The 21,519-nt window shown below is 30.1% G+C and carries 16 protein-coding genes and 3 tRNA genes; 4 read left to right on the top strand and 15 right to left on the bottom strand.

Going from position 1 to position 21,519, the window contains the following annotated elements; genetic code table 11:
• Window positions 1-17 precede the first annotated feature (17 nt).
• From CKBE_RS02535 to rdgB, 7 genes are all read right to left on the bottom strand, one after another.
• On the bottom strand, window positions 18-227 hold the full coding sequence (locus CKBE_RS02535) for a YbdD/YjiX family protein (RefSeq protein WP_015390017.1): 210 nt from the start codon (window positions 225-227) through the stop codon (window positions 18-20).
• A 9-nt stretch (window positions 228-236) separates the two neighbouring features.
• Window positions 237-2,291 carry a carbon starvation CstA family protein gene (locus CKBE_RS02540; RefSeq protein ID WP_015238027.1) on the bottom strand — a complete coding sequence of 685 codons (2,055 nt, stop codon included), beginning with the start codon at window positions 2,289-2,291 and terminating at the stop codon, window positions 237-239.
• A 311-nt stretch (window positions 2,292-2,602) separates the two neighbouring features.
• Window positions 2,603-4,606: an ATP-dependent DNA helicase RecG gene (locus tag CKBE_RS02545; RefSeq protein ID WP_041571838.1), complete on the bottom strand. Its 2,004-nt coding sequence runs from the start codon at window positions 4,604-4,606 to the stop codon at window positions 2,603-2,605.
• Window positions 4,607-4,722: 116 nt separating this feature from the next.
• Window positions 4,723-5,109 (bottom strand): RidA family protein, encoded by a 387-nt coding sequence (locus CKBE_RS02550; protein WP_015238029.1) that lies wholly within the window; start codon window positions 5,107-5,109, stop codon window positions 4,723-4,725.
• A 15-nt stretch (window positions 5,110-5,124) separates the two neighbouring features.
• Window positions 5,125-5,901 carry a ferredoxin--NADP reductase gene (locus tag CKBE_RS02555; RefSeq protein WP_015238030.1) on the bottom strand — a complete coding sequence of 259 codons (777 nt, stop codon included), beginning with the start codon at window positions 5,899-5,901 and terminating at the stop codon, window positions 5,125-5,127.
• Window positions 5,902-5,993: 92 nt separating this feature from the next.
• Window positions 5,994-7,211: a radical SAM family heme chaperone HemW gene (gene hemW, locus CKBE_RS02560; protein WP_015238031.1), complete on the bottom strand. Its 1,218-nt coding sequence runs from the start codon at window positions 7,209-7,211 to the stop codon at window positions 5,994-5,996.
• 5 nt (window positions 7,212-7,216) lie between these two features.
• On the bottom strand, window positions 7,217-7,825 hold the full coding sequence (gene rdgB / locus CKBE_RS02565) for an RdgB/HAM1 family non-canonical purine NTP pyrophosphatase (RefSeq protein WP_015238032.1): 609 nt from the start codon (window positions 7,823-7,825) through the stop codon (window positions 7,217-7,219).
• Between the two features lie 331 nt (window positions 7,826-8,156).
• Here rdgB and argF point away from each other — a divergent pair, with 331 nt between their 5' ends.
• On the top strand, window positions 8,157-9,095 hold the full coding sequence (gene argF / locus CKBE_RS02570; protein ID WP_015390020.1) for an ornithine carbamoyltransferase: 939 nt from the start codon (window positions 8,157-8,159) through the stop codon (window positions 9,093-9,095).
• Window positions 9,096-9,151: 56 nt separating this feature from the next.
• Here argF and CKBE_RS02575 read toward each other — a convergent pair.
• The 4 genes from CKBE_RS02575 to rnr form a co-directional block, all read right to left on the bottom strand.
• Window positions 9,152-9,227 (bottom strand) — tRNA-Val (locus CKBE_RS02575).
• Window positions 9,228-9,316: 89 nt separating this feature from the next.
• A complete protein-coding gene (locus CKBE_RS02580) occupies window positions 9,317-9,622 on the bottom strand; it encodes an HU family DNA-binding protein (protein ID WP_487249258.1) in 306 nt (101 codons plus the stop codon).
• Between the two features lie 156 nt (window positions 9,623-9,778).
• Window positions 9,779-10,534, bottom strand: coding sequence for a 23S rRNA (guanosine(2251)-2'-O)-methyltransferase RlmB (gene rlmB / locus CKBE_RS02585; protein WP_015238035.1), 756 nt, complete (start codon window positions 10,532-10,534; stop codon window positions 9,779-9,781).
• Between the two features lie 91 nt (window positions 10,535-10,625).
• A complete protein-coding gene (gene rnr, locus CKBE_RS02590; protein WP_015238036.1) occupies window positions 10,626-12,875 on the bottom strand; it encodes a ribonuclease R in 2,250 nt (749 codons plus the stop codon).
• A gap of 53 nt (window positions 12,876-12,928) precedes the next feature.
• Between rnr and CKBE_RS02595 the strand changes: the two genes are divergently transcribed.
• Both CKBE_RS02595 and CKBE_RS02600 read left to right on the top strand, forming a co-directional pair.
• A tRNA-Leu gene (locus tag CKBE_RS02595) sits at window positions 12,929-13,015 on the top strand.
• A 103-nt stretch (window positions 13,016-13,118) separates the two neighbouring features.
• A tRNA-Met gene (locus CKBE_RS02600) sits at window positions 13,119-13,195 on the top strand.
• 5 nt (window positions 13,196-13,200) lie between these two features.
• On the opposite strand, the gene purB is transcribed toward CKBE_RS02600, so the two are convergent.
• From purB to tldD, 4 genes are all read right to left on the bottom strand, one after another.
• Window positions 13,201-14,595 (bottom strand): adenylosuccinate lyase, encoded by a 1,395-nt coding sequence (purB, locus tag CKBE_RS02605; RefSeq protein WP_015390021.1) that lies wholly within the window; start codon window positions 14,593-14,595, stop codon window positions 13,201-13,203.
• Between the two features lie 69 nt (window positions 14,596-14,664).
• Window positions 14,665-15,807 (bottom strand): tRNA 2-thiouridine(34) synthase MnmA, encoded by a 1,143-nt coding sequence (gene mnmA / locus CKBE_RS02610; protein WP_015238038.1) that lies wholly within the window; start codon window positions 15,805-15,807, stop codon window positions 14,665-14,667.
• Between the two features lie 111 nt (window positions 15,808-15,918).
• Window positions 15,919-16,992: a 3-deoxy-7-phosphoheptulonate synthase gene (locus CKBE_RS02615; RefSeq protein ID WP_015238039.1), complete on the bottom strand. Its 1,074-nt coding sequence runs from the start codon at window positions 16,990-16,992 to the stop codon at window positions 15,919-15,921.
• A gap of 98 nt (window positions 16,993-17,090) precedes the next feature.
• Window positions 17,091-18,551: a metalloprotease TldD gene (tldD, locus tag CKBE_RS02620; RefSeq protein ID WP_015238040.1), complete on the bottom strand. Its 1,461-nt coding sequence runs from the start codon at window positions 18,549-18,551 to the stop codon at window positions 17,091-17,093.
• A gap of 261 nt (window positions 18,552-18,812) precedes the next feature.
• Here tldD and pepN point away from each other — a divergent pair, with 261 nt between their 5' ends.
• On the top strand, window positions 18,813-21,518 hold the full coding sequence (pepN, locus tag CKBE_RS02625; protein ID WP_015390022.1) for an aminopeptidase N: 2,706 nt from the start codon (window positions 18,813-18,815) through the stop codon (window positions 21,516-21,518).
• The last annotated feature ends 1 nt before the right edge of the window (window position 21,519 follow it).

Below are 21,519 nucleotides of genomic sequence, written 5' to 3' on the forward strand. Positions count from 1 at the left end.
TTCAAATTATTATTTTTTCAGCAACATTTAGCATTCCCATTAGATCCATACCTAGAGTTCTGACATGTTTTAAAGAATTCTTCATACGGCATTGGTTCTTTATCAGGATGCTTATTTTTCATATGGTTAATATAATTTTCATAACTATGAATCCCAACCATTAATCTAAGAGTATCACCGAGATACTTGCTTGCTGTTATAGCTCTTTTACCAAAATTAAATAACATCTAATTTTCCTATAACTTAGATTCTATGCAGGTTGGATTAATATTTTTCCTTGCTTCAAATATAGATTTAACCCCATAGAACATTATGCTTATAACTACTAACATAAACAATGAACATAAAATAGCATTTACATAGTCATTAGTTATTATTGTTTGCATTTCAGCGATTGATCCCGCAGGAAATAATATATTTCCTTGAATAATTGCTTCTTTAAATAGCCTTGCATGAGATATAAAACCGATATTAGGGTTAACATCAAATAATTTTTGCCATCCAGCAAATAATGTGCATATTAAAAGCCATACAGTTGGTATTATAGTTACCCAAGCATATTTATCTCGTTTCATCTTAAATAAAACAACTGTACTCATTATTAGAGCTATAGCTGCCAACATTTGATTTGCCATTCCAAATAATGGCCATAAAGTATTTATACCTCCAAGAGGATCTTCTACACCTTGATATAGAAAATAACCCCATGATGCTACACAAAGGCTAGTTGCTAGTATACTCGCAAAAATCGAATCGGTACGTTTTAACGATGGAGCAAATGTTCCTAGTAGATCTTGCAACATAAATCTTCCGGATCTAGTGCCAGCATCAACTGCTGTTAATATAAACAATGCTTCGAATAATATAGCAAAATGATACCAAAAACCCATCATTGAAGGTCCACCAATTAATTGATGGAATATATGAGCCATGCAAACAGCTAAAGTAGGAGCTCCTCCTACTCTTGATATGATAGTTGGTTCGCCAACATTTTGTGCGATTTGTATCAGCTCATCTGGCTTTATTATGAAACCCCAATTTGATATAACTTGGGCAACCTCTTCTGGAGTTGTTCCTATGAAAGCTGCTGGGCTATTCATTGCATAATATACACCTGGGTCTATTATGCATGCTGCTATCAAGGCCATAATAGCAACAAAAGACTCCATAATCATGCTTCCATAACCAATATACCTTGTTTGAATCTCATTTTCTATTAACTTGGGAGTGGTACCAGAGGCTATCAAAGCATGAAATCCAGAAACAGCGCCACATGCAATTGTAATAAATAAGAATGGAAATAATTTGCCTGACCAAACAGGACCATTACCATCAGCAAATTGCGACACAAATGCAGGCATCTTAATCTCTGGTGCTACTATGATTATACCCGCAGCCAAACCTAATATAGTTCCTATTTTTAGAAAAGTCGACAAATAATCACGGGGAGCAAGCAATAACCATATTGGTAATACAGACGCTATAAAACCATAACCGATCAATATCCATGTAAGTGTTTTTCCATCCCAATCAAATATATATGACAATGTTTGATTAGTCATAGCTTCTTGCCCAAATACTATTGCAGCCATGAGCAATGCGAATCCAATAATTGATATTTCTCCAATTCTACCTGGTCTTATATATCGTAAATAAATACCCATAAAGAAAGCGATTGGAACGGTTGAAGATACAGTAAAGGCTCCCCAAGGAGAGTGAGTTAAAGCTTTAACAACTATTAATGCTAATACTGCTAGTATTATAATCATTATAATGAACGTGCCAAATAAAGCTATTAACCCTGGTATTGGACCTAGTTCTGATTTTATTATTTCACCTAATGATTTGCCATCACGTCTTGTTGATATAAACAAGACTATGAAATCTTGTACAGCTCCAACAAAAACAACACCAGCAAGAATCCATAACATCCCTGGCAAATAACCAATTTGAGCTGCTAATACTGGCCCTACTAATGGACCAGCGCCTGCTATTGCTGCAAAATGATGACCAAATAATACATGTTTATTAGTTGGGACATAATCTATTCCATCATTAAATCTCCAAGCTGGACTTAATCTCTCATGGTTTAATTGGAATACTTTTTCTGCAATAAATTTACTATAATATCTATAAGCTATTAAATATACGCATATGGAAGCTGTCAAAATCCACAAAGCATTTATAGTTTCACCTCGATTTAAAGCAATAACTCCCAGGGAAGATGCGCCTAGAATTGAAATTGCTATCCAAATTAGGTGCTTACCAAAGCTCCTACTACTACTTTGCATAATAATTAACTCCTCTCGTATGAAATAATTTCAACGAAGCTTAGACTCTGAGAATAGTATTTTCTCAGTAAGTGTTGTTTATAAGGAACAGCCGAAACAATCTCACAAAATTTGATGAAGATAAATTTTGTGAGATTGTAATAATTCAGTCTATTTTAAAATCTATGGATATTTATTCGGATATCGTGAAACTCTCCCCAATTAAACTTATAGTTAGTATCGAAGAATTATATGGCACTGTGTTGATGAATGCACGGAATTTTTAAAATTATTGTAACAAAACTGGATTGTTTTTATATAAGCATTACTATCTATTCTATTATAGAGATTATTGATTTCTTATGCCATCTATCCAAATGTTTTTTCATAAATTCTGGATATTTATTGTATATAATAGAAGCGACTCTATGAGCTAATTCTATAATTTTAATATCATTATCCAAATCACAAAATTTTAGTAGATTAATACCAGACTGTTTAGTTCCAAGAAATTCACCAGGTCCTCGTATCTTTAGATCGCGGCTTGCTATTTCAAATCCATCTGAGGTTTCAAACATGGTTTTTAGTCGATATTTTGCAATATTTGATAAAAGATTTTTATATAACAAAACACATATAGATTCTGTATTGCCTCTACCAATTCTGCCTCGTAACTGATGAAGCTGAGCCAATCCAAATCTTTCTGCATGGTCTATAATCATCATAGATGCATTTGGAATATCAACGCCAACTTCTATAACAGTAGTAGCTACTAGAATATTCAGTTGACCATCTCTAAAAGATTGCATTGTAGTTATTTTTTCATGACTGGCTACATGGCTATGTATAAGACCAATATTTAGATCAGGAAATCTTTCTTTTATATCATGAAACGTATTAACAGCATTTTGCAAATCATTTTTTTCTGTATCTTGCACTAACGGACAAACCCAGTATGCTTGATTTCCATTTCTAGCTGCGGTTGCAACATGCATTAATACTCTTTCGCGACGATCATCTGATATTAATTTTGTAATTATAGGTTTTCTATTTCTAGGAAATTCATCTATAACAGAAATTTTCATATCAGATAGAAATGTCATAGCTAATGTTCTAGGTATAGGTGTTGCGCTCATTGATAATAAGTGGGGATGTATGATTTTATTTTCTGGATCAATTCCTTTTTTATATAAAGAAGATCTTTGCTCCACCCCAAAACGGTGCTCTTCATCTATTATAGATAATCCCAATTCTTTGAATTTTATATATTCTTGTATTAAGGATTGCGTCCCAATAATTAAACTAATATTTCCATTTAATACACTATTTTTAATGTTATTTCTTTCTTTAAGAGTTTTGCTGCTAGTAATTAATTCTGTATTTATTCCTAAATTAGAGAACCATGTCTTTATTTTAGAGAAATGCTGTTCTGCCAATATTTCTGTGGGTGTCATTATAGCAACTTGTGTATTGTTCATTATAGCTTGTAAAGCAGCAATTACAGCGACTATTGTTTTGCCACTACCAACATCTCCTTGCAAAAGACGATACATTGGATAGTTATGAGCCAAATCAAATGATATTTCTTTTATAACTCTTTTTTGTGCTTTTGTCAGATTAATGCCAGCTAGATTAAGAATAATTTTTACAGAATCCCAGAATTCTTTGCTGGTAGGCAATGGCTTAGACTTGTTTTTTTTTCTGTTGTGACGCTCAATCTCTAAAGATAGTTGGTTTGCCAATAGCTCATCAAATTTTATTCTAAACCAAGCAGGATGTGTTTTCTTTATTAGAGAATTAATTGGCACATCAATATCAGGGCTATGTATAATTTTTATAGCATTAGAAAATGTCATTAACTTAAATGATTTAATTATATCTTCTGGTAAAGAATCACATATATTTTTATTGTTAATAATATCTATTACTTTTTTCCTAATTTTTAATTGACTTATACCTTTAATAGAATGATATATTGGTGTTAAAAATTTAGGTAAATTCGCTCGATAGTCATATATTTTTGGATGCACAATTTCAGTATTTAAAAAATTTCTTCTTATTTCTCCGCCAACCCTTAGTTTCTTTCCTACTATAAAATTCTTAACATAAGATTTATGAAAATTAATCCATCTTAATTGTAAATAACCGCTACCATCTGTTAAAGTAACAACTAGATTCTTGTTTTTATTATGATGTTTTATGCATACATCTTTAATAATTCCTTCAACGATAGAATAATTACTATTTTGTAATGCTTTTATTTTTGTTACAGTTGTTTCATTCTCGTAACGAAATGGCATATGAAGAATTAAACTGTCTTGTTCATTTAATTCCATTTTCATCAAATTTTAGTTATTTTATCAGAGTTTTTAATAGCCATAGGATGCTAAACTTATAAGAAATATAAACATATTTGAGCTATAAAAACACTGATAATAATTTAAATAGTATTTTATAGTGACAATACGACTTCGATTTCGAATTGTGCTCCCTTTGGTAAACCGGATACTTCTATAGTAGTTCTTGCCGGGAAAGGTTTAGGAAATAAATCTGCCATTATATTGTTAACTATTTCAAATTTACTTAAATCTGTTAAATATAGAGTAGTTTTTATAACATTTTCTACAGATGCTCCCGCAGCTTCTATAACACTCATCATGTTTTTAAATGCCTGTTTAACTTGAATATCAAAGCTTTTATCTTCTAATTTTCCTGTAATAGGATTTAATCCTATTTGGCCAGATAAAAATACCATTTTGCTAGAATGACAAGACACTGCTTGAGAATATGGCCCAACAGGATCTGGTGCTTTATCAGTGTGAATTATTTGTTTATTCATAATATACCTTAAAAATTAATTATTAACAAAAGCCCTTTCTATTACATAATCACCAATACCATTTGTATTTGAAGATGCTTTGAATCCTAGATCATCTAGTATTTTACTTATATCATTCAAAGCTTGAGGACTACCGCAAATCATAGCACGATCAGTTTTATAATTTATCTTTGGTATTTTTATTACATTAAAAAAATTATCAGATTTTATTAAGTTTGTTATTCTATAGTTATTATAAAAATCCTGTTGAGTAACAGTTGGGTAGTATATTAACTTCTCTTTTACATCTTTACCAATTAGATCATTATTAGGTAATTGTTCTTCTATCATGCTCTTGTATGCTAATTCATTTATGGATCTTACTGAGTGCACAAGAACTATTTTTTCAAATGAATCATAAGTTCTATAATCTTTTATTATACTTAAGAATGGAGCTAATCCTGTACCTGTTGCAAATAGAAACAATCTATTACCTGGTTTTAAATTATCAATAACCAGTGTACCTACTGACTTATTATTAACTATTATTTCATCCCCTACTTTTAATTGTTTCAATTTAGATGTTAACAAGCCATTAGGAACTTTTATGCTTAAGAATTCTAAATAATCCTCATAATTTGCACTAGCTATGCTGTAAGCTCTCATTAATGGCTTATTGTTATAGATTAGTCCAATCATAACAAAATGCCCATTAATAAATCTAAATGACTTATTTCTAGTTGTTTGGAATGAAAAAAGCTTTTCATTCCAATGGTGCACACTTATAACTTTTTCAATGTTTATATTATTCATTACAATTTTATGTTTTTTATTTAATATAAGATTTACAGTTATTCTTTGATTGTAAATTACAATTTAAAATAACAATATTTTCATCATTATAGTTATTTTATAAAAATCATTTGTAGGTCATTAAGAAACTTCCATCCAAGAGGAGTTGCTATAAATTTTTCACTATTTTTTGATAACAACTTATTTTTATAGGCTATATTTATTCTTTCTTTCATTACATCAATAGATAAACCAGTACGAAATTTAAATAATCTTCTATTAACGCCATCCTTTAATCTTAAAACATTCAACATAAATTCAAATGGCAATTGATCTTTTAAAATACAAATATTTTCAATTATATGGCTATTATCCATTTTTATAGATTTATTCATCCATATGATAGGATTGTAGATTCTTTTCTGTCTTATTATTTTGTCATGGAAAGATATTTTACTATGAGCACCTGGACCTATACCTAAGTAATCTCCAAATGTCCAATAATTTAAGTTATGTATTGATTGAAATTTATCTTTTGAATATGCTGATACCTCATATCTTTTCATGCCCATTTCACTTAATTCTATTTCTATTAAATCATCCATACCAGAGGATGTTTCTTCATCTGGCATATCATCCGGCAAATTTTTTGAAAAAAAAGTATTAGGCTCTATTGTAAGGTGATATATAGAAAGGTGGTTAGGATTAAATGATTTAGCTGTTTTTAGATCATATATAAAGTTCTTTATAGTCTGTCCAGGCAATGAAAACATTATGTCAAGATTTATATTTTCTACTAAATCTTGCGCTTTAGTAATTGAGTTTAAGGCATCTTGCTTATCATGTATTCTTCCTATTTTTTTTAAATTTTCATTATTAAAACTTTGTATTCCTATAGAGAAACGGTTTATGCCACTATCTTTGAATCCTTTCATTTTTAATGAGTCTACTGTTCCCGGATTTATCTCAATAGTTATTTCAGCATTTGGCAATATTCTTAGATATGTTCTTATCATCTCAAGTATTTTATCTATACTCTCTACTGATAAAATACTTGGTGTCCCTCCTCCAATAAAAACAGAAATAATTGATCTATTCCATATTAGTGAAAGCGATTGCTCTAAATCACAGCGCAAAGATTTTAAAAACAATTCTTCATCAATATTATTTGGATCTATGCTATGAGAATTGAAATCACAGTATGGGCATTTGCTAACACACCACGGGATATGTATATAAATGGATAAAGGAGGAAGATTTTTTATAAAAATTTTATCGTCGGAATACATTGTATTTCTTTTTTCTTCCACTTTTATAGGAATAATAATCATAACTATTATTTATTCATAATATTATCTATTAATTTATTTATTGCAATTGATCTATGACTTATCAAATTTTTTTCGTCCATGCTCATAGATGCTACTGTTTTCCCAAATTCTGGCATGTAAAAATGAGGGTCATAACCAAATCCATTGGTTCCTGATGGTTCATTCACTATCTCTCCATATAATTTTCCTTCAGAAATTATTGGAGTAGGATCATTTGGATTTCTTAAGAAAACAATGATGCTTATATAGTAAGCTTTTCTATTATCTATATTAGTTAGGTTTTTTATTAAAAGATTATTATTAGAGATATCTCTATTTTGTTTTTCTAATGAAGAATATCTTGCAGAAAATATTCCAGGGTAGTTATCTAAAGCATCAACACATAAACCAGAATCTTCAGCTATTGTCGGTAAATTAGTCAATCTAGTAACATGCCTAGCTTTTTCTATAGCATTTTCCACGAAAGTAATATGTTTTTCATTAACAGTATCAATACCAAATTTGCTTTGAGGTATTATATGAATATTTTTTTTTGAAAAGATATCCATAAATTCTCTGATTTTTTTAGGATTGCTAGAAGCTAAAACTAATTTATTAATTTTCCTGATTTCCATATAACTTCTTTTATTTGTTACTATAATAAAATTATTATTAACTTTGTTGTTTATTATTGATGATGCTGTACATAACAGTTAAAACTATTCAATAGTATCATATGTCATATCTTCAGTAATAGCTTCATAGCACTAGATTATTGTCCTTTATTAATAATAGTTTGTTACGTATAATCACCAGTGCTGTATACTATACTTGTTTTTATGCATTTTTATTCATAAATATTAATATTATTTGATGATCATTATTAATAATTTGTTAAGTAATTTTAACTTATTATTATTTATAACAGTATTCAAGATGTAATTATTTATTAATGGTAATATAGCTATGACAGAATATCCTTGTAAAGACGCGAACATACGTCATTTTCTACAATTAAAAGATCTTAGTAAAGAAGAAATTCTTTATATATTGAAGCGCGCTAGTTTAATAAAATCGAAATTTAAAAAATATGAAACACACATGCCATTACATGATCGAACACTAGCTATGATTTTTGAAAAGGCTAGTACTAGAACTAGGGTTTCTTTCGAGGCTGGGATGTACCAAATGGGAGGATCAGTAATTAATCTCACAAATAATGATTCACAGCTTGGCAGATCAGAGCCGATCGAAGATACGGCTAAAGTTGTATCTAGAATGGTTGATATCGTAATGATTAGAACTTTCGATCAGACTAGAATTGAGAAATTTGCTGCTCATTCGCGTGTTCCAGTTATTAATGGTTTGACTAATGAATTTCATCCATGTCAAATTTTAGCAGATATATTTACTTTTTTAGAGCATAGAGATTCTATAGTTGGAAAAAAAATAGCATGGATTGGTGATGCAAATAATATGTCATATACATGGGTGCAAGCAGCTGAAATTCTTGGTTTTACTCTACATTTTTCTTCTCCAAATGATTATAAAATGGATAGTTCTATAGTAGGTAATGTATCAAGTTCTTACTTAAAGCAGTTTGATGATCCCAGAGAAGCATGTAAAGATGTAGATCTTGTCACAACAGATGTTTGGACAAGCATGGGATATGAATCTGAGAATACAAAAAGGCTAGAAGCATTTGCTGATTGGGCAGTAGATGATAATATGATGTCTATGGCTAATAGTGACGCTTTATTCATGCATTGTTTGCCTGCACATAGAGGTGAGGAAGTCACCGCAAGTGTTATAGATGGTCCTCAGAGTGTTGTTTGGGATGAGGCAGAAAACAGGATGCATTTACAGAAAGCATTAATGGAATTTCTTATATTAGGAAAACTTTAGAACATAAAAATGCCTATATCTAATAAAAAGAAGCTATAGGCATTTTCTATTTTATTTGGTGGGTGCTACAGGATTCGAACCTGTGACCTACGCCTTGTAAGGGCGCCGCTCTACCAACTGAGCTAAGCACCCGAATTAAATCAGGATTAACGACTCAACATAATTCTACATTGTACACTCTATAAATATAATAGCAAGTATATTCTCTGATATTTATTGTTTTAATTTACAGCTTCTTTTAAAGCTTTACCAGGTTTAAATTTAGGAACTCTAGTCTTTTTTATTTTTATTTCTTCACCTGTACGTGGATTACGACCGGTTCTTTCTGCCCTAGTTGATACAGCAAAAGATCCAAAACCTACTAGTGTTACTGTTTCTCCCTTTTTCATTGTACTTTTAACAGCATCAAGGAAAGAATCAATCGCCCTATTAGCTGCTGCTTTTGATATGCCAGCATTAATGGCAATGTGATCAATGAGTTCTGTTTTATTCATATTATTATCCTTTAAAAATTTGGAGACTGGCATATTGAAGTTGGGTCACGATCTCAACTAAATATTATCATGCATATATTTAAATATCACGATTTAGATCTATAACCGTTATTAGGCATTGTTACTAATAATACTGTCAAGCACAAATAAATTTAAAACGTTGTTTTTAATATTTATTTAGCTAAATTGTTACAATGTGCTGCTAAATTTTCTTTGACGTACAGTTTCAAATAAACAAATAGCTGTTGCAACTCCAGCATTTAAACTCATAACATTACCAGACATAGGGATTTTTACTATTTCATCGCAGGTATCTCTTGTCAATCTACGCATCCCTTTACCTTCTGAACCAACAACCCATGCCATTGGTTTTTTTGTATCTATTTCGTATATGCTTTTGCTAGAACTTCCATCAGTTCCTACCAATGTTATTCCATAATCTCTCAATAATCTCATAGTTCTTGCTAGATTCGTCACTGGTATATAAGGAACCGTATCAGACGCGCCACAGGAGACTTTACCTACTACTGGGTTAGTAATATTTGCTGATCTATCACGTGGAGATATTACAGCATCAACTCCTGATGCATTTGCTGTCCGAAAACAAGATCCAAAATTATGAGGATCTGTTATTTCATCTAAGATTAACAATAGAGGATTTCCGCTACTAGAATCAAGTATATCTTCTATGTTTACTGTTTTTATATTAGATTTTCTGCAGAATGCTACTAATCCTTGATGTTTCATATAATTAGATAAGCTATCTAATTTAGCAGACTCAACGTAATATAATTTGCATTTGTTTTCCTCTGCTTTTTTAATAAAATCTAAAATTCTTTTATCTTTTCTTTTGATATCAATATATAATTCTTTTATAGATGTAGGATCTTGACTTAATCTCATTAGTATTGAATGAAATCCAATCATAGTTTGCATAGATGTCATATATTTAAACCCTAAAATTTATATAATGGTTTTGACTTGTTTTGATTAATTATTATTAGAATAGTTGCAATATTCATATATTAGAGTTTTATTATCTATTATTTGTAGAGTTGTTAATGATGAACAAAAATATCTGACCTGATTCAATAATTATTTTATTAATTTCTACTAAAACAGTATCACCTACCTGATAACGTGTGTTAGATATTTCGCACTCAATATATTTTAAGGTCTTATTATATTTAAATTTACTCTTTAATTCTATTATTGGCATAAAACCATCTATCTTTATAGAATCTATAGTAATGAAAATGCCTATATTTGTTACAGCAGAAATTAGTCCAGGAAATGATTTGCCTTCAAATTTTTTAGCAAAAATGCATTTCAGCCAATTATCTGCATACCTAGATGCTTCTAGAGCCCTTCTCTCATAGCAAGATGTTATGTTTGATATTTTTTCTAGATCATCATATGTATATATGGGATTAATTTTACCAATATTAGAATTTTTATCATTGCATATAATATGTTTTATTATGCGATGATTAATAAGATCAGGATATCTTCTTATTGGAGAAGTAAAATGAGCATATATATCAAATGAAAGACCGAAGTGCCCTATATTATCAACACTATAAGTAGCAGTTTGTAATGATTGCAATAACAATGTTTGCAATATGTTAAATTTATTATGAGTTGATATTAAATTAATTAAATTTTGATAATGTTTTGGTTTATTAAAATTATTTGTTATATTTATTCCTATATGGTTTAAGAATATCTTTAGGTTTTTTATACTCTCTTTAGATGGTTTATCATGCACTCTATATAGACACTCTATTTTGTTTTTTTCTATAAAATAAGCAGCGCAAGTATTAGCTAGTAACATACATTCTTCTACCATGCGATGAGCATCATTTCTTTTTTTGGTAACTATATCAGATACCTTACCTTTTTTATTAAAAAGAATTTTAGCTTCTGGTATATCAAAATCAATAGAGCCTCTATTAATACGTTTTTTGATTAAAATATTAAATAATTCGCTCAGAGCACTGATATTTCTATTAACCGGTATGTCTTGTATGATCTCTATCCCATTTTTAATATCTATAATGTTATTGTAAGTTAGTCTTTTTTTTGAATTTATAACTGCTTCATAAAATTTACAATTATCTTTTATTTCTTTATCTGATGTTTTTGATGAAATCAATAATTCACATACCAAAACCAACCTGTCTTCTCCAGGCAATAATGAACATATATTATTAGATAATTTCTCAGGTAGCATCGGTATTACTTCATTTGAGAAGTAAATGCTAGTACCTCTTTCCAATGAAATTTTATCTAAGACTGTATCTTTTTTCACATAATGACTAACATCAGCAATAGCTACCAATAGTCTATAGGATGTTTTTTTTCTATTACCATGTTTAATATATATTTCTTCACAATAAATAGCATCATCGAAGTCTTTAGCATTATCGTCATCTATAGTTATAAATGGTAAATTTCGCAAATCAGTTCTAGTTCTAATATCACTTTCAGTGATATTACTTAACATAGATTCAGATTCATCAATAACTTCTTTTGAAAAAACACTAGGTATATTAAAATTTTCTACAGCTATTTTATTTTCTATATTATTTTCATGTATATTTCCGATAACATCTATTATAACGCCTAATGGATTAAGGTATTTTGATGGTTGTCTAGTAATTTTAACACGAGCGACGTAGTCATTTCTTAACTTATAATCATTATAATTGGTTAAAATTATTTCTCTATTAATATTATTATTTATAGGAATACATAATGAAACACCTTTTTTTGTTATTACTTTTCCTAATAATTTATTTGTAGATCGTTTTACAACTTCAACTATAATATATTCTGACTTTTTTGTTCTGTGATTTATTTTTTTTCTTACATTTACCCAATCTCCGTTAAATACTTTCATCATTTCTTTTTGGGGAATATATAGATTACTTTTTTTGTGACTATTTTGCTTTAGGAACCCATTTCCAGATTTAGTACATATCACTTGACCATATATAAAATTAGTTTTTTTGTTTTCTATTATAAATTCATTATTTATAATAATTTGTCCATCTTTTTCCATAGCAAATAGACGTTTATATATGCCAGATAAGGCTGATTCTTCTTTTATAGGAAAAATATTTTTTATTTCTGTTTTATTAAGGGAGCCATTTTTACGTATAGCATATAAAATATCTTCGCGACTTGGAACATTAGGATCTATTAAAATATGATCAGAATTTAATATTGCTGTATAGGTAGAGTTGTTAGTATTTTTTAATTTTGCCAATGTTAGTATTTCCATATATAATTTAAAATCTATCTCTTATTTTAATAATTTATTTCAATAAGTAAACTGCCCAGATGGCGGAATTGGTAGACGCGCATGGTTCAGGTCTATGTGTCTTTATTGATGTGGAGGTTCAAATCCTCTTCTGGGCACCATGTATTTATCTATGTTAAATTTTCAATGCTTGGTCATGATTTATTTGTATAAATATTATTATTCATGCAGATAAATATGTTAGAATTAAACAGTTAGGAACGTGGCGCATTAGCTCAGTCGGTTAGAGCGACGGAATCATAATCCGCAGGTCCCCTGTTCAAATCAGGGATGCGCCACCAGGTTTTTATTTTATTCTTCTTGCCTCATTTGTATCTAAAGCAAGCTTCTCAGCTAGACCTACGTATGATCTTGGCTCAAGAGATAGTAGGTATTCTTTTGCTTCTGTTGGGATATTTAGCTTAGCTACAAAAGCATATAAATCATCTTTATTAATTTTTTTGCCTCTTGTTAATTCTTTAAGTTGCTCATATGGTTTTTCTATGCCATATCTCCTCATTACTGTCTGTATAGGTTCTGCCAATACTTCCCAAGAATTATTTAAATCATGCTCAATAGATTCTTTATTGATTGATAATTTATTTAATCCTCTTAAACATGATTCCCAAGAGATTATACAATAACCTATAGCTACTCCAATATTACGCATAACTGTAGAATCTGTTAAATCTCTTTGCCATCTAGATACTGGCAACTTGTCAGACATATGCCTTAATAGAGAATTAGCCAATCCTATATTACCCTCAGAATTCTCAAAATCTATTGGGTTTATTTTATGAGGCATTGTTGAAGAGCCAATTTCTCCTTCTTTAGGTAATTGTTTAAAATATCCTAAAGAAATATATCCCCAAATGTCTCTATCAAGATCTAGTATAATTGTATTTACACGAGATATTGAGTCAAATAACTCTGCTATCCAGTCGTGTGGCTCTATTTGAGTAGTATGAGTATTTTGAGTAAGACCTAATTTTTTTATTATGGTTTTAGTTAATAACTTCCAATCCACATTCGGATATGTGGCTACATGAGCATTATAATTGCCTGTTGCTCCATTAAGTTTTGCTAGTATAACTACATCTTTTATTTTTTCAGTAGCATTATGTAACCTAACCACTACATTAGCTAATTCCTTACCAACAGTAGTAGGGCTAGCAGGTTGCCCATGGGTTCTAGACAGCATTGGTTGTGAACTATATAGCTCCGCTATATTTGCAATTTTATCAGTTAATTTTTTTATAGCTGGTAATATAACATTATCACGTGTTCTAGATAACATCAATGCATAAGACACGTTATTAATATCTTCAGAAGTACAAGAAAAATGAATAAACTCTACTGCATCAATTAATTCTTTATTGCCTGAATTAATTATTTTATCCTTTAGCCAGTATTCTACAGCCTTAACATCATGATTAGTAATTTTTTCTATAGTTTTTATTTTTTCTGCATCTTCTAATGAAAAATTCTTAACCAAAGAATTTAGTTCTGCTTTAGATTGGCTAGAAAAAGATTTTAGACCGGGAAGATTTTCATCAGCCAGATTAATTAGCCAAGCAATCTCTACCTCTACTCTATGAGACATAAAAGCTGCTTCTGAAAGCAAAGGTCTAAGAACATCTATGTATGAAGAATATCTACCATCCAATGGAGAAATTGCATTAAGTTGACTTGAAATATTCATATTGCCTACCATTATTAGGATTTTTAAATTTATTAAATTATTATTATTTATAGTAAATATTGCTGGAAATTAGTAAATTATCCCTCCTCCCATACAAATATCATTATCATAAATCACAACTGACTGGCCTGGCGTTATAGCCCACTGTTTTTCTTTAAACTCTATTTCTATTTCGTTGTCATTTAAATTTAACAGCTTACATTCTGAGTCTATTTGTCTGTATCTAGTTTTAGCATGATACAAATTATTTTTTTTTGTTGGCATTAATTCATTTATCCAGTGTATATTAGCAGCTTGTAATCTATTTGAATTTAATAATTGATGATTCTTGCCTCTAACCACGTAGAGTATATTATTTTTTAAATCCTTACGTGCTACATACCAGGCAGCATTCTCAAAAATATTAGAGGAGGGATTATAGTCTTTTATACCTCCTATTCCAAGACCTTTTCTTTGACCTAATGTGTAAAAATGAACTCCTTTATGGACTCCTATTTCTTTACCATCGAGGGTTAGAATAGCTCCTTTTTTAATTGGAATAAATTTTTCTAAAAATCCTGAGAAGAATTTTTCTCCAATAAAACATATACCTGTAGAATCTTTCTTGTCAAAATTATGGAGCCCTATTTCCCTAGCTATTTCTCTAACTTCTGTTTTCTGTATACACCCCAATGGAAATATCGATCTAGATAATTGCTCTTGATTTAGTCTGTATAAGAAATAACTTTGATCTTTTTTTAAATCTACAGCTTTCAGCAAATGATATTTGGAATCTATTTTTTTTATGCGAGCATAATGACCAGTAGCTATATAATTGGCTCCAAGTTGTAAACAATAATCCAAAAAAACTCGAAATTTTATTTCTGAGTTGCATAATATATCCGGATTTGGAGTTCTACCTAATGAATATTCTTTTAAGAAAATAGAGAAAACCTTATCTTTATATTCTCTAGAAAAATTTGCATACTCAAAATCTATTCCTATTTTATCAGCTACGCTTGCAGCATCTATTAAATCATTTTTATATGTGCAATCAGAAGATTCATGATCTTCCCAATTCTTCATGAATAAACCAACAACTTTATAACCATTTTGTTTGAGAATCCAAGCCGCTACGGAAGAATCAACCCCGCCAGACATGCCAACTACAACTAATTTATTTTTATTGCCACTTTCTTTATTTGAAAGACACATATCAATACTATTTTTCATAAATTATTTTTATAGTTGCGGCATAATATTATTCCAATATGGTTCTAATGGAATATAAATGGGATAATTGCATTAGAACCTATAAACAGTATTTATATAAAAAAAACTAGATTAATCTTGTTCATGAGACAATACCTGCCTACGGTTTTTTACAGCTTTAGATAGACGTTCCAGAATCTTAATTGTTGTTTCCCAATCAATACAAGCATCTGTAACACTTTTGCCGTAAATTAAATCCTGTGAATTGTTTAGATCTTGCCTTCCAGACTCTATAAAACTTTCTATCATTACACCTATTATTCTTGAATCACCAGTTTCCAATTGCTCAGATATATTTTCTATTACTATCGGTTGATTATTATGATTCTTATTGCTATTAGAATGACTAGCATCAACCATGATTCTAGGAGCAATACCAGCTCTACCAAGTTCTTCACATGAAATCTGAATGCTTTCAGCATCATAGTTAGGTTTTTTACCGCCCCTTAGAATAATGTGGCAATTTTCATTGCCTTCCGTGGATATTATTGCTGAATGACCACCTTTGGTCACAGATAAAAAATGATGAGGTTGAGAGGCAGTTTTTATTGCATCAATCGCAATTTTTATATTACCATCCGTACCATTTTTAAAACCAACAGGGCACGACAAACCGGAAGCCAATTCTCGATGAGATTGGCTTTCAGTGGTTCTTGCGCCAATAGCACCCCAAGAAACCAAATCAGCTATATATTGAGGAGTTATCATGTCTAGATATTCAGAGCCAGCAGGCAAACCAAAACCGTTTATCGATAGCAATAATCTTCTGGCTATACGTATACCTTTATTGATATTAAAACTATCATCTAAATCTGGATCGTTTATTAAGCCTTTCCATCCAACAGTAGTGCGAGGTTTTTCAAAATATACTCGCATGACAATTTCTAATTCTTTTTTTAATTCTCTTCTAACTTCATTTAACCTTTTAGCGTAATCTAAAGCAGATATTTCATCATGTATAGAACAAGGACCTACCACTACTATTAATCTATCATCCATGCCATGCAAGATTTTATGAATTGATTCTCTTGCTGAATGTACTACTGCTGATGCTTCTTTAGTGCACTCCAATTCTCTCATTACAGTTGCTGGAGGATTTAATTCTTTAATTTCACGTATACGAATATCATCTGTATTATGCGACACTATATTACTCCATGGTATAAATACATTGTTTTAATATTATCTTTGTCAATTTTAACACATGAGCAAATTCTTTAGAAAGTTAAATTATATTTTATGTTTTAGCCTGTTCCTCCTACAGTCAGTTTCTCTATACGAACAGTTGGCATGCCAACACCAACCGGAATACTTTGTCCGTCTTTGCCGCAAACACCAACCCCTGAGTCTAGTGCTAAGTCATTACCGATCATGGATATTTGTTGCATAACATCAGGGCCATTTCCTATAATGGTTGCTCCTTTAACAGGATTAATTATCTTGCCATTCTCTATAATATAGGCTTCAGATGCTGAAAAAACAAATTTGCCACTAGTTATATCAACTTGTCCTCCAGCAAAATTAACAGCATATAAACCTTTTTTTACAGATGAGATTATTTCTTTTGGATCACTCATGCCTCCGAGCATATAAGTATTTGTCATTCTTGGCAATGGAATGTGAGCGAATGACTCACGACGACCATTTCCAGTTGGCAGAACCCCCATTAAATTAGAATTCATTATGTCATGCATGTATCCTTTTAGGACACCATTCTCAATTAAGATATTTTTCTTTGTTATATTTCCTTCATCATCTATGTTAAGAGATCCTCTGCGATTTGGAATCGTGCCATCATCTATTACTGTTACATCCTTAGAGGCTACTTTATCTCCTAATCGTCCAGAAAATATACTCGATCCTTTTCTGTTAAAGTCTCCTTCTAATCCATGACCTACGGCTTCATGTAATAATATCCCAGGCCATCCATTACCTAGAACTACAGTCATTTCGCCAGCAGGAGCTGAAGTAGCCTCTAAGTTTATTAAAGCCTCATTAACAGCTTGTTTTACATAACTTGTTAATATCTCATCAGAAAAATACAAAAGATCTGTCCTCGCTCCACCGCCAGATCTGCCTATTTCTCTTCTTCCTTTACTTTCTGCTATTACTGTAATTGAAACACGTACTAATGGTCTTACATCAGAAATAAAACGACCATCACTACCAGCTATCACTACTATATCTCTCTCAGAGGATAAACTTGCCATTACTTGAGAAACATTTGGGCTTAATTTTCTAGCTATTCTTTCGATTTTTTCTAATAAAAAGATCTTTTGGCCTGTTTCCATGCTATCCATGGGGCTATAGTTACTATAAAGATTGTTAACTTCTTGTATTTTCGAGGGTTTAACATAAATTCTTGAGCCATTTGTTCCAGAATTAGTTATTGTCCGTACTGTTTTTGCTGAATTTATTATGTCGTCATAAGATAGAGAATCTGAATAAGCAAATGCAGTTCTTTCACCACTCAAAGCTCGTATCCCAACCCCATTACTTATAGAAAAATTACCATTCTTTACTATACCTTCTTCCAAACTCCAACTTTCTTGAGATGAATGTTGAAAATACATATCTGCATAATCAACATTCTTAGTCATCATGCTATTAATTGCATTAGAAATTATATTTTCTGTTATATTCCATGGTTCTAATAATTTAGACTTTGCTATATTTAATGAGTCATTGGAGATACTTGTATTCATGTTAAAATTTAAGAGCCTGTTAAATAGTAGATGTTGTTATAAAAATTATACACAAGACCATTATAGTGATTTTGTTGTGTGTTTATCGTGATATTTACAAATTATGTGGATATTATGAAATAAAAACAAAATAAATCATAATTTTATCATCAAAAATAAATTATAAAATAATAGAAAAATATATAACAAAATTAATAAATAAAGTTTGAGAGAAGACTCATAGCTAAGATAATTACAATAACATTAATTTATATTTAAGAAATGAATAACAATAGATCATTTAATACAATCAATTTGAAAGATTATAAACCATACCCATATTTTATAAAACATATAGATTTACAGTTTGATCTTAGTATTAAAGTTACTAAAGTTACAAACAAGATGTATGTAGAGCGCAAATCAGATTTTGCCGATTGCACTGATATAATCTTATATGGAGAAGGAATAAAACTGTTAAATATATCAATTAATAATATTGATATTGATGATAGTCAATACTCTATTAAAGGAAATGCATTAATAATTAAAGAAATACCAAGTAAATCATTTATTGAAATTACTAATGAGTGTTTTCCTGATAAAAATTTTTCAATGATGGGATTATACTTATCGAACGATAATTTCTTTACTCAGTGTGAACCAGAGGGCTTCCGTAGAATAACTTGGTTTGCTGATCGACCAGATGTGATGTCAAAGTATACAGTTACATTAAAAGCTGATAAAAAATACTCGACATTACTATCAAATGGCAATTTAAAATATAAGAAAAGTATTGATTGTAATAGGACTGAGGCTAAATGGATAGATCCATTTCCTAAGCCTAGCTACTTGTTTGCATTAGTAGTTGGTAATTTTAATATCAGAGAAACTGAGATTAAAACTATTAGTAACCGAAATGTTAACTTGCAGATATATAGTGAAGAACCAATTTACTACACAGAATGGGCTATGCAATCACTAATAAATGCTATTAAATGGGATGAGAAAAAATACAATCTTGAACTAGATCTTGATAGATTCATGTTAGTGGCTGTTCGTGATTTTAATATGGGAGCGATGGAAAATAAGGGATTAAATATATTTAATTCTTCTTGTATTATTTCAAGTTATGAAACATCAACAGATTCTGATTATAAAAATATAGAAGCAATTGTTGCTCATGAATATTTTCATAACTGGACTGGAAATAGAGTTACTTGTAGAGATTGGTTTCAACTTAGTCTTAAGGAGGGATTGACTGTATTTAGGGAGCAAGAGTTTGTTTCTGACATGATATCTGAAAATTTAAATGGTGATATTTCTAATAGCGCTCGCGCTATAAAACGTATAGAAGATGTCGTGTATTTGAGATCAAATCAGTTTCCTGAAGATTCAGGCCCGATGGCTCACCCTGTTCGCCCAGAACAATATAAAGAAATTAGTAATTTTTATACTTCAACTATATATGAAAAAGGAGCTGAGATAATAAGGATGCAATGTGGCCTGTTGGGTTCTGAAAAATTTAGTTTAGCAATAAATAAATATTTCCAGTTATATGATGGTCATGCAGTGACATGTGATGATTTTATCAATATAGTAGAATCAATATATTGCGGAAAGAACCGTAATGATTATTTTAAAAAATTTAAGAATTGGTATACTCAGGCAGGAACACCTACTGTAGTGGTAGAAATAGATTACGATCACAAAACAAAATCTTGTTCAATAAATTTATCTCAATATTGCGATAAGGTAGGAATTGAAAAAGAAGAAAATAAAGAAAAGGAACCATTTTTTATACCATTTTCTATTGCTTTATTCGATAAAAATGGTAATGCATATAAGGTTATTTCTGATGAAGAAAATTTATCTATAATAAATGAAACTATCACTTTAGAATTTTTTCAAGAAAAACAAAAATGGATTTTTAAAGAAATAACTGATTTCCCTATTCTATCGCTGCTAAGGAATTTCTCAGCACCCGTAAAAGTAAAATATAAATATCATGATAATGATCTTGAGGTTTTATCCTTGCACGATAATGATTATTTTGCAAAATGGGAAGCTGTTCAAGAATTAGCTATGACTCAGATATTAAATATATTAGATCAGATGCATTTGGGATTAGATTTACAAATTAATAATAACTTTATCAGTGTATATAATGAAATTTTAATTAATAAAAATTTATATTGTGGATATAAAGCAAAAATCTTAACAATTCCAAATGAAAAAATGATTTCGGAACGTTTACAGGTAATTAATCCGTGCTATATAGCTATGGCTCATGATTTCCTAATTAGTAAAATAGGTGAACAACTTCTGCCCCTCTGGATAAACACATTTGTAGAGAACCAAGATTATGATGAATCATATTCTATAGATTTATATCACAAGAGAATGTTAAAAAATTTAGCTATAAAATATATAATGGCTAGTGGAACATCGAATATGTGTGATATTTTTGAAGAAGATTTTTATAGATCTAAAAATATGACGAACTGTATTGCATTGTTATCTAGTATTGTAAATTTTGGAAATTTTAATATTTCTAATAAGGCTTTATCTTTTTTTTATAATAAATGGCATAAAAATCACATTGTAATGGATAAATGGTTTTCAATTCAGGCATCATCTAGAAAAAAGAACTTGAATGATATTAAAGAACTCATGAATAATAAATATTTCACATTTAAGAATCCAAATAGAGTTCGTTCTTTAATATTTCAATTTTGCGCAAGCAATTCAAGAGGGATGCATAATAATGATGGCTCAGGATACGATTTTTGGGCAGAGCAAGTTATAACTCTTGATTGTTTAAATCAGGAGTTATCGTCTAGTTTGGTTCGTATTCTAGATAATTGGTCACGTTTAATACCTACTCTAAAAAATAAAGCCCTGAACTCTTTCTTAAAGATTTATAATAGAAATGATATTTCTAGGAATGTTTTTGAAATAGTTGAAAAATCATTAACAATTAAATAAG

Origin of the sequence: Candidatus Kinetoplastibacterium blastocrithidii (ex Strigomonas culicis), from assembly GCF_000319245.1 — a bacterium.
Taxonomy (GTDB): domain Bacteria; phylum Pseudomonadota; class Gammaproteobacteria; order Burkholderiales; family Burkholderiaceae_B; genus Kinetoplastidibacterium; species Kinetoplastidibacterium blastocrithidiae.

Excerpts from the sequence above, each read along its gene's own strand:
- rlmB (WP_015238035.1), bottom strand. The coding sequence starts at position 10,534 with ATGACATCTATGCAAACTATGATTGGATTTCATTCAATACTAATGAGA.
- argF (WP_015390020.1), top strand. The coding sequence starts at position 8,157 with ATGACAGAATATCCTTGTAAAGACGCGAACATACGTCATTTTCTACAA.
- rdgB (WP_015238032.1), bottom strand. The coding sequence starts at position 7,825 with ATGGAAATCAGGAAAATTAATAAATTAGTTTTAGCTTCTAGCAATCCT.
- rnr (WP_015238036.1), bottom strand. The coding sequence starts at position 12,875 with ATGGAAATACTAACATTGGCAAAATTAAAAAATACTAACAACTCTACC.
- CKBE_RS02545 (WP_041571838.1), bottom strand. The coding sequence starts at position 4,606 with ATGGAATTAAATGAACAAGACAGTTTAATTCTTCATATGCCATTTCGT.
- CKBE_RS02550 (WP_015238029.1), bottom strand. The coding sequence starts at position 5,109 with ATGAATAAACAAATAATTCACACTGATAAAGCACCAGATCCTGTTGGG.
- tldD (WP_015238040.1), bottom strand. The coding sequence starts at position 18,551 with ATGAATACAAGTATCTCCAATGACTCATTAAATATAGCAAAGTCTAAA.
- mnmA (WP_015238038.1), bottom strand. The coding sequence starts at position 15,807 with ATGAAAAATAGTATTGATATGTGTCTTTCAAATAAAGAAAGTGGCAAT.
- pepN (WP_015390022.1), top strand. The coding sequence starts at position 18,813 with ATGAATAACAATAGATCATTTAATACAATCAATTTGAAAGATTATAAA.
- CKBE_RS02535 (WP_015390017.1), bottom strand. The coding sequence starts at position 227 with ATGTTATTTAATTTTGGTAAAAGAGCTATAACAGCAAGCAAGTATCTC.
- hemW (WP_015238031.1), bottom strand. The coding sequence starts at position 7,211 with ATGATTATTATTCCTATAAAAGTGGAAGAAAAAAGAAATACAATGTAT.
- CKBE_RS02540 (WP_015238027.1), bottom strand. The coding sequence starts at position 2,291 with ATGCAAAGTAGTAGTAGGAGCTTTGGTAAGCACCTAATTTGGATAGCA.
- purB (WP_015390021.1), bottom strand. The coding sequence starts at position 14,595 with ATGAATATTTCAAGTCAACTTAATGCAATTTCTCCATTGGATGGTAGA.
- CKBE_RS02555 (WP_015238030.1), bottom strand. The coding sequence starts at position 5,901 with ATGAATAATATAAACATTGAAAAAGTTATAAGTGTGCACCATTGGAAT.
- CKBE_RS02580 (WP_487249258.1), bottom strand. The coding sequence starts at position 9,622 with ATGCCAGTCTCCAAATTTTTAAAGGATAATAATATGAATAAAACAGAA.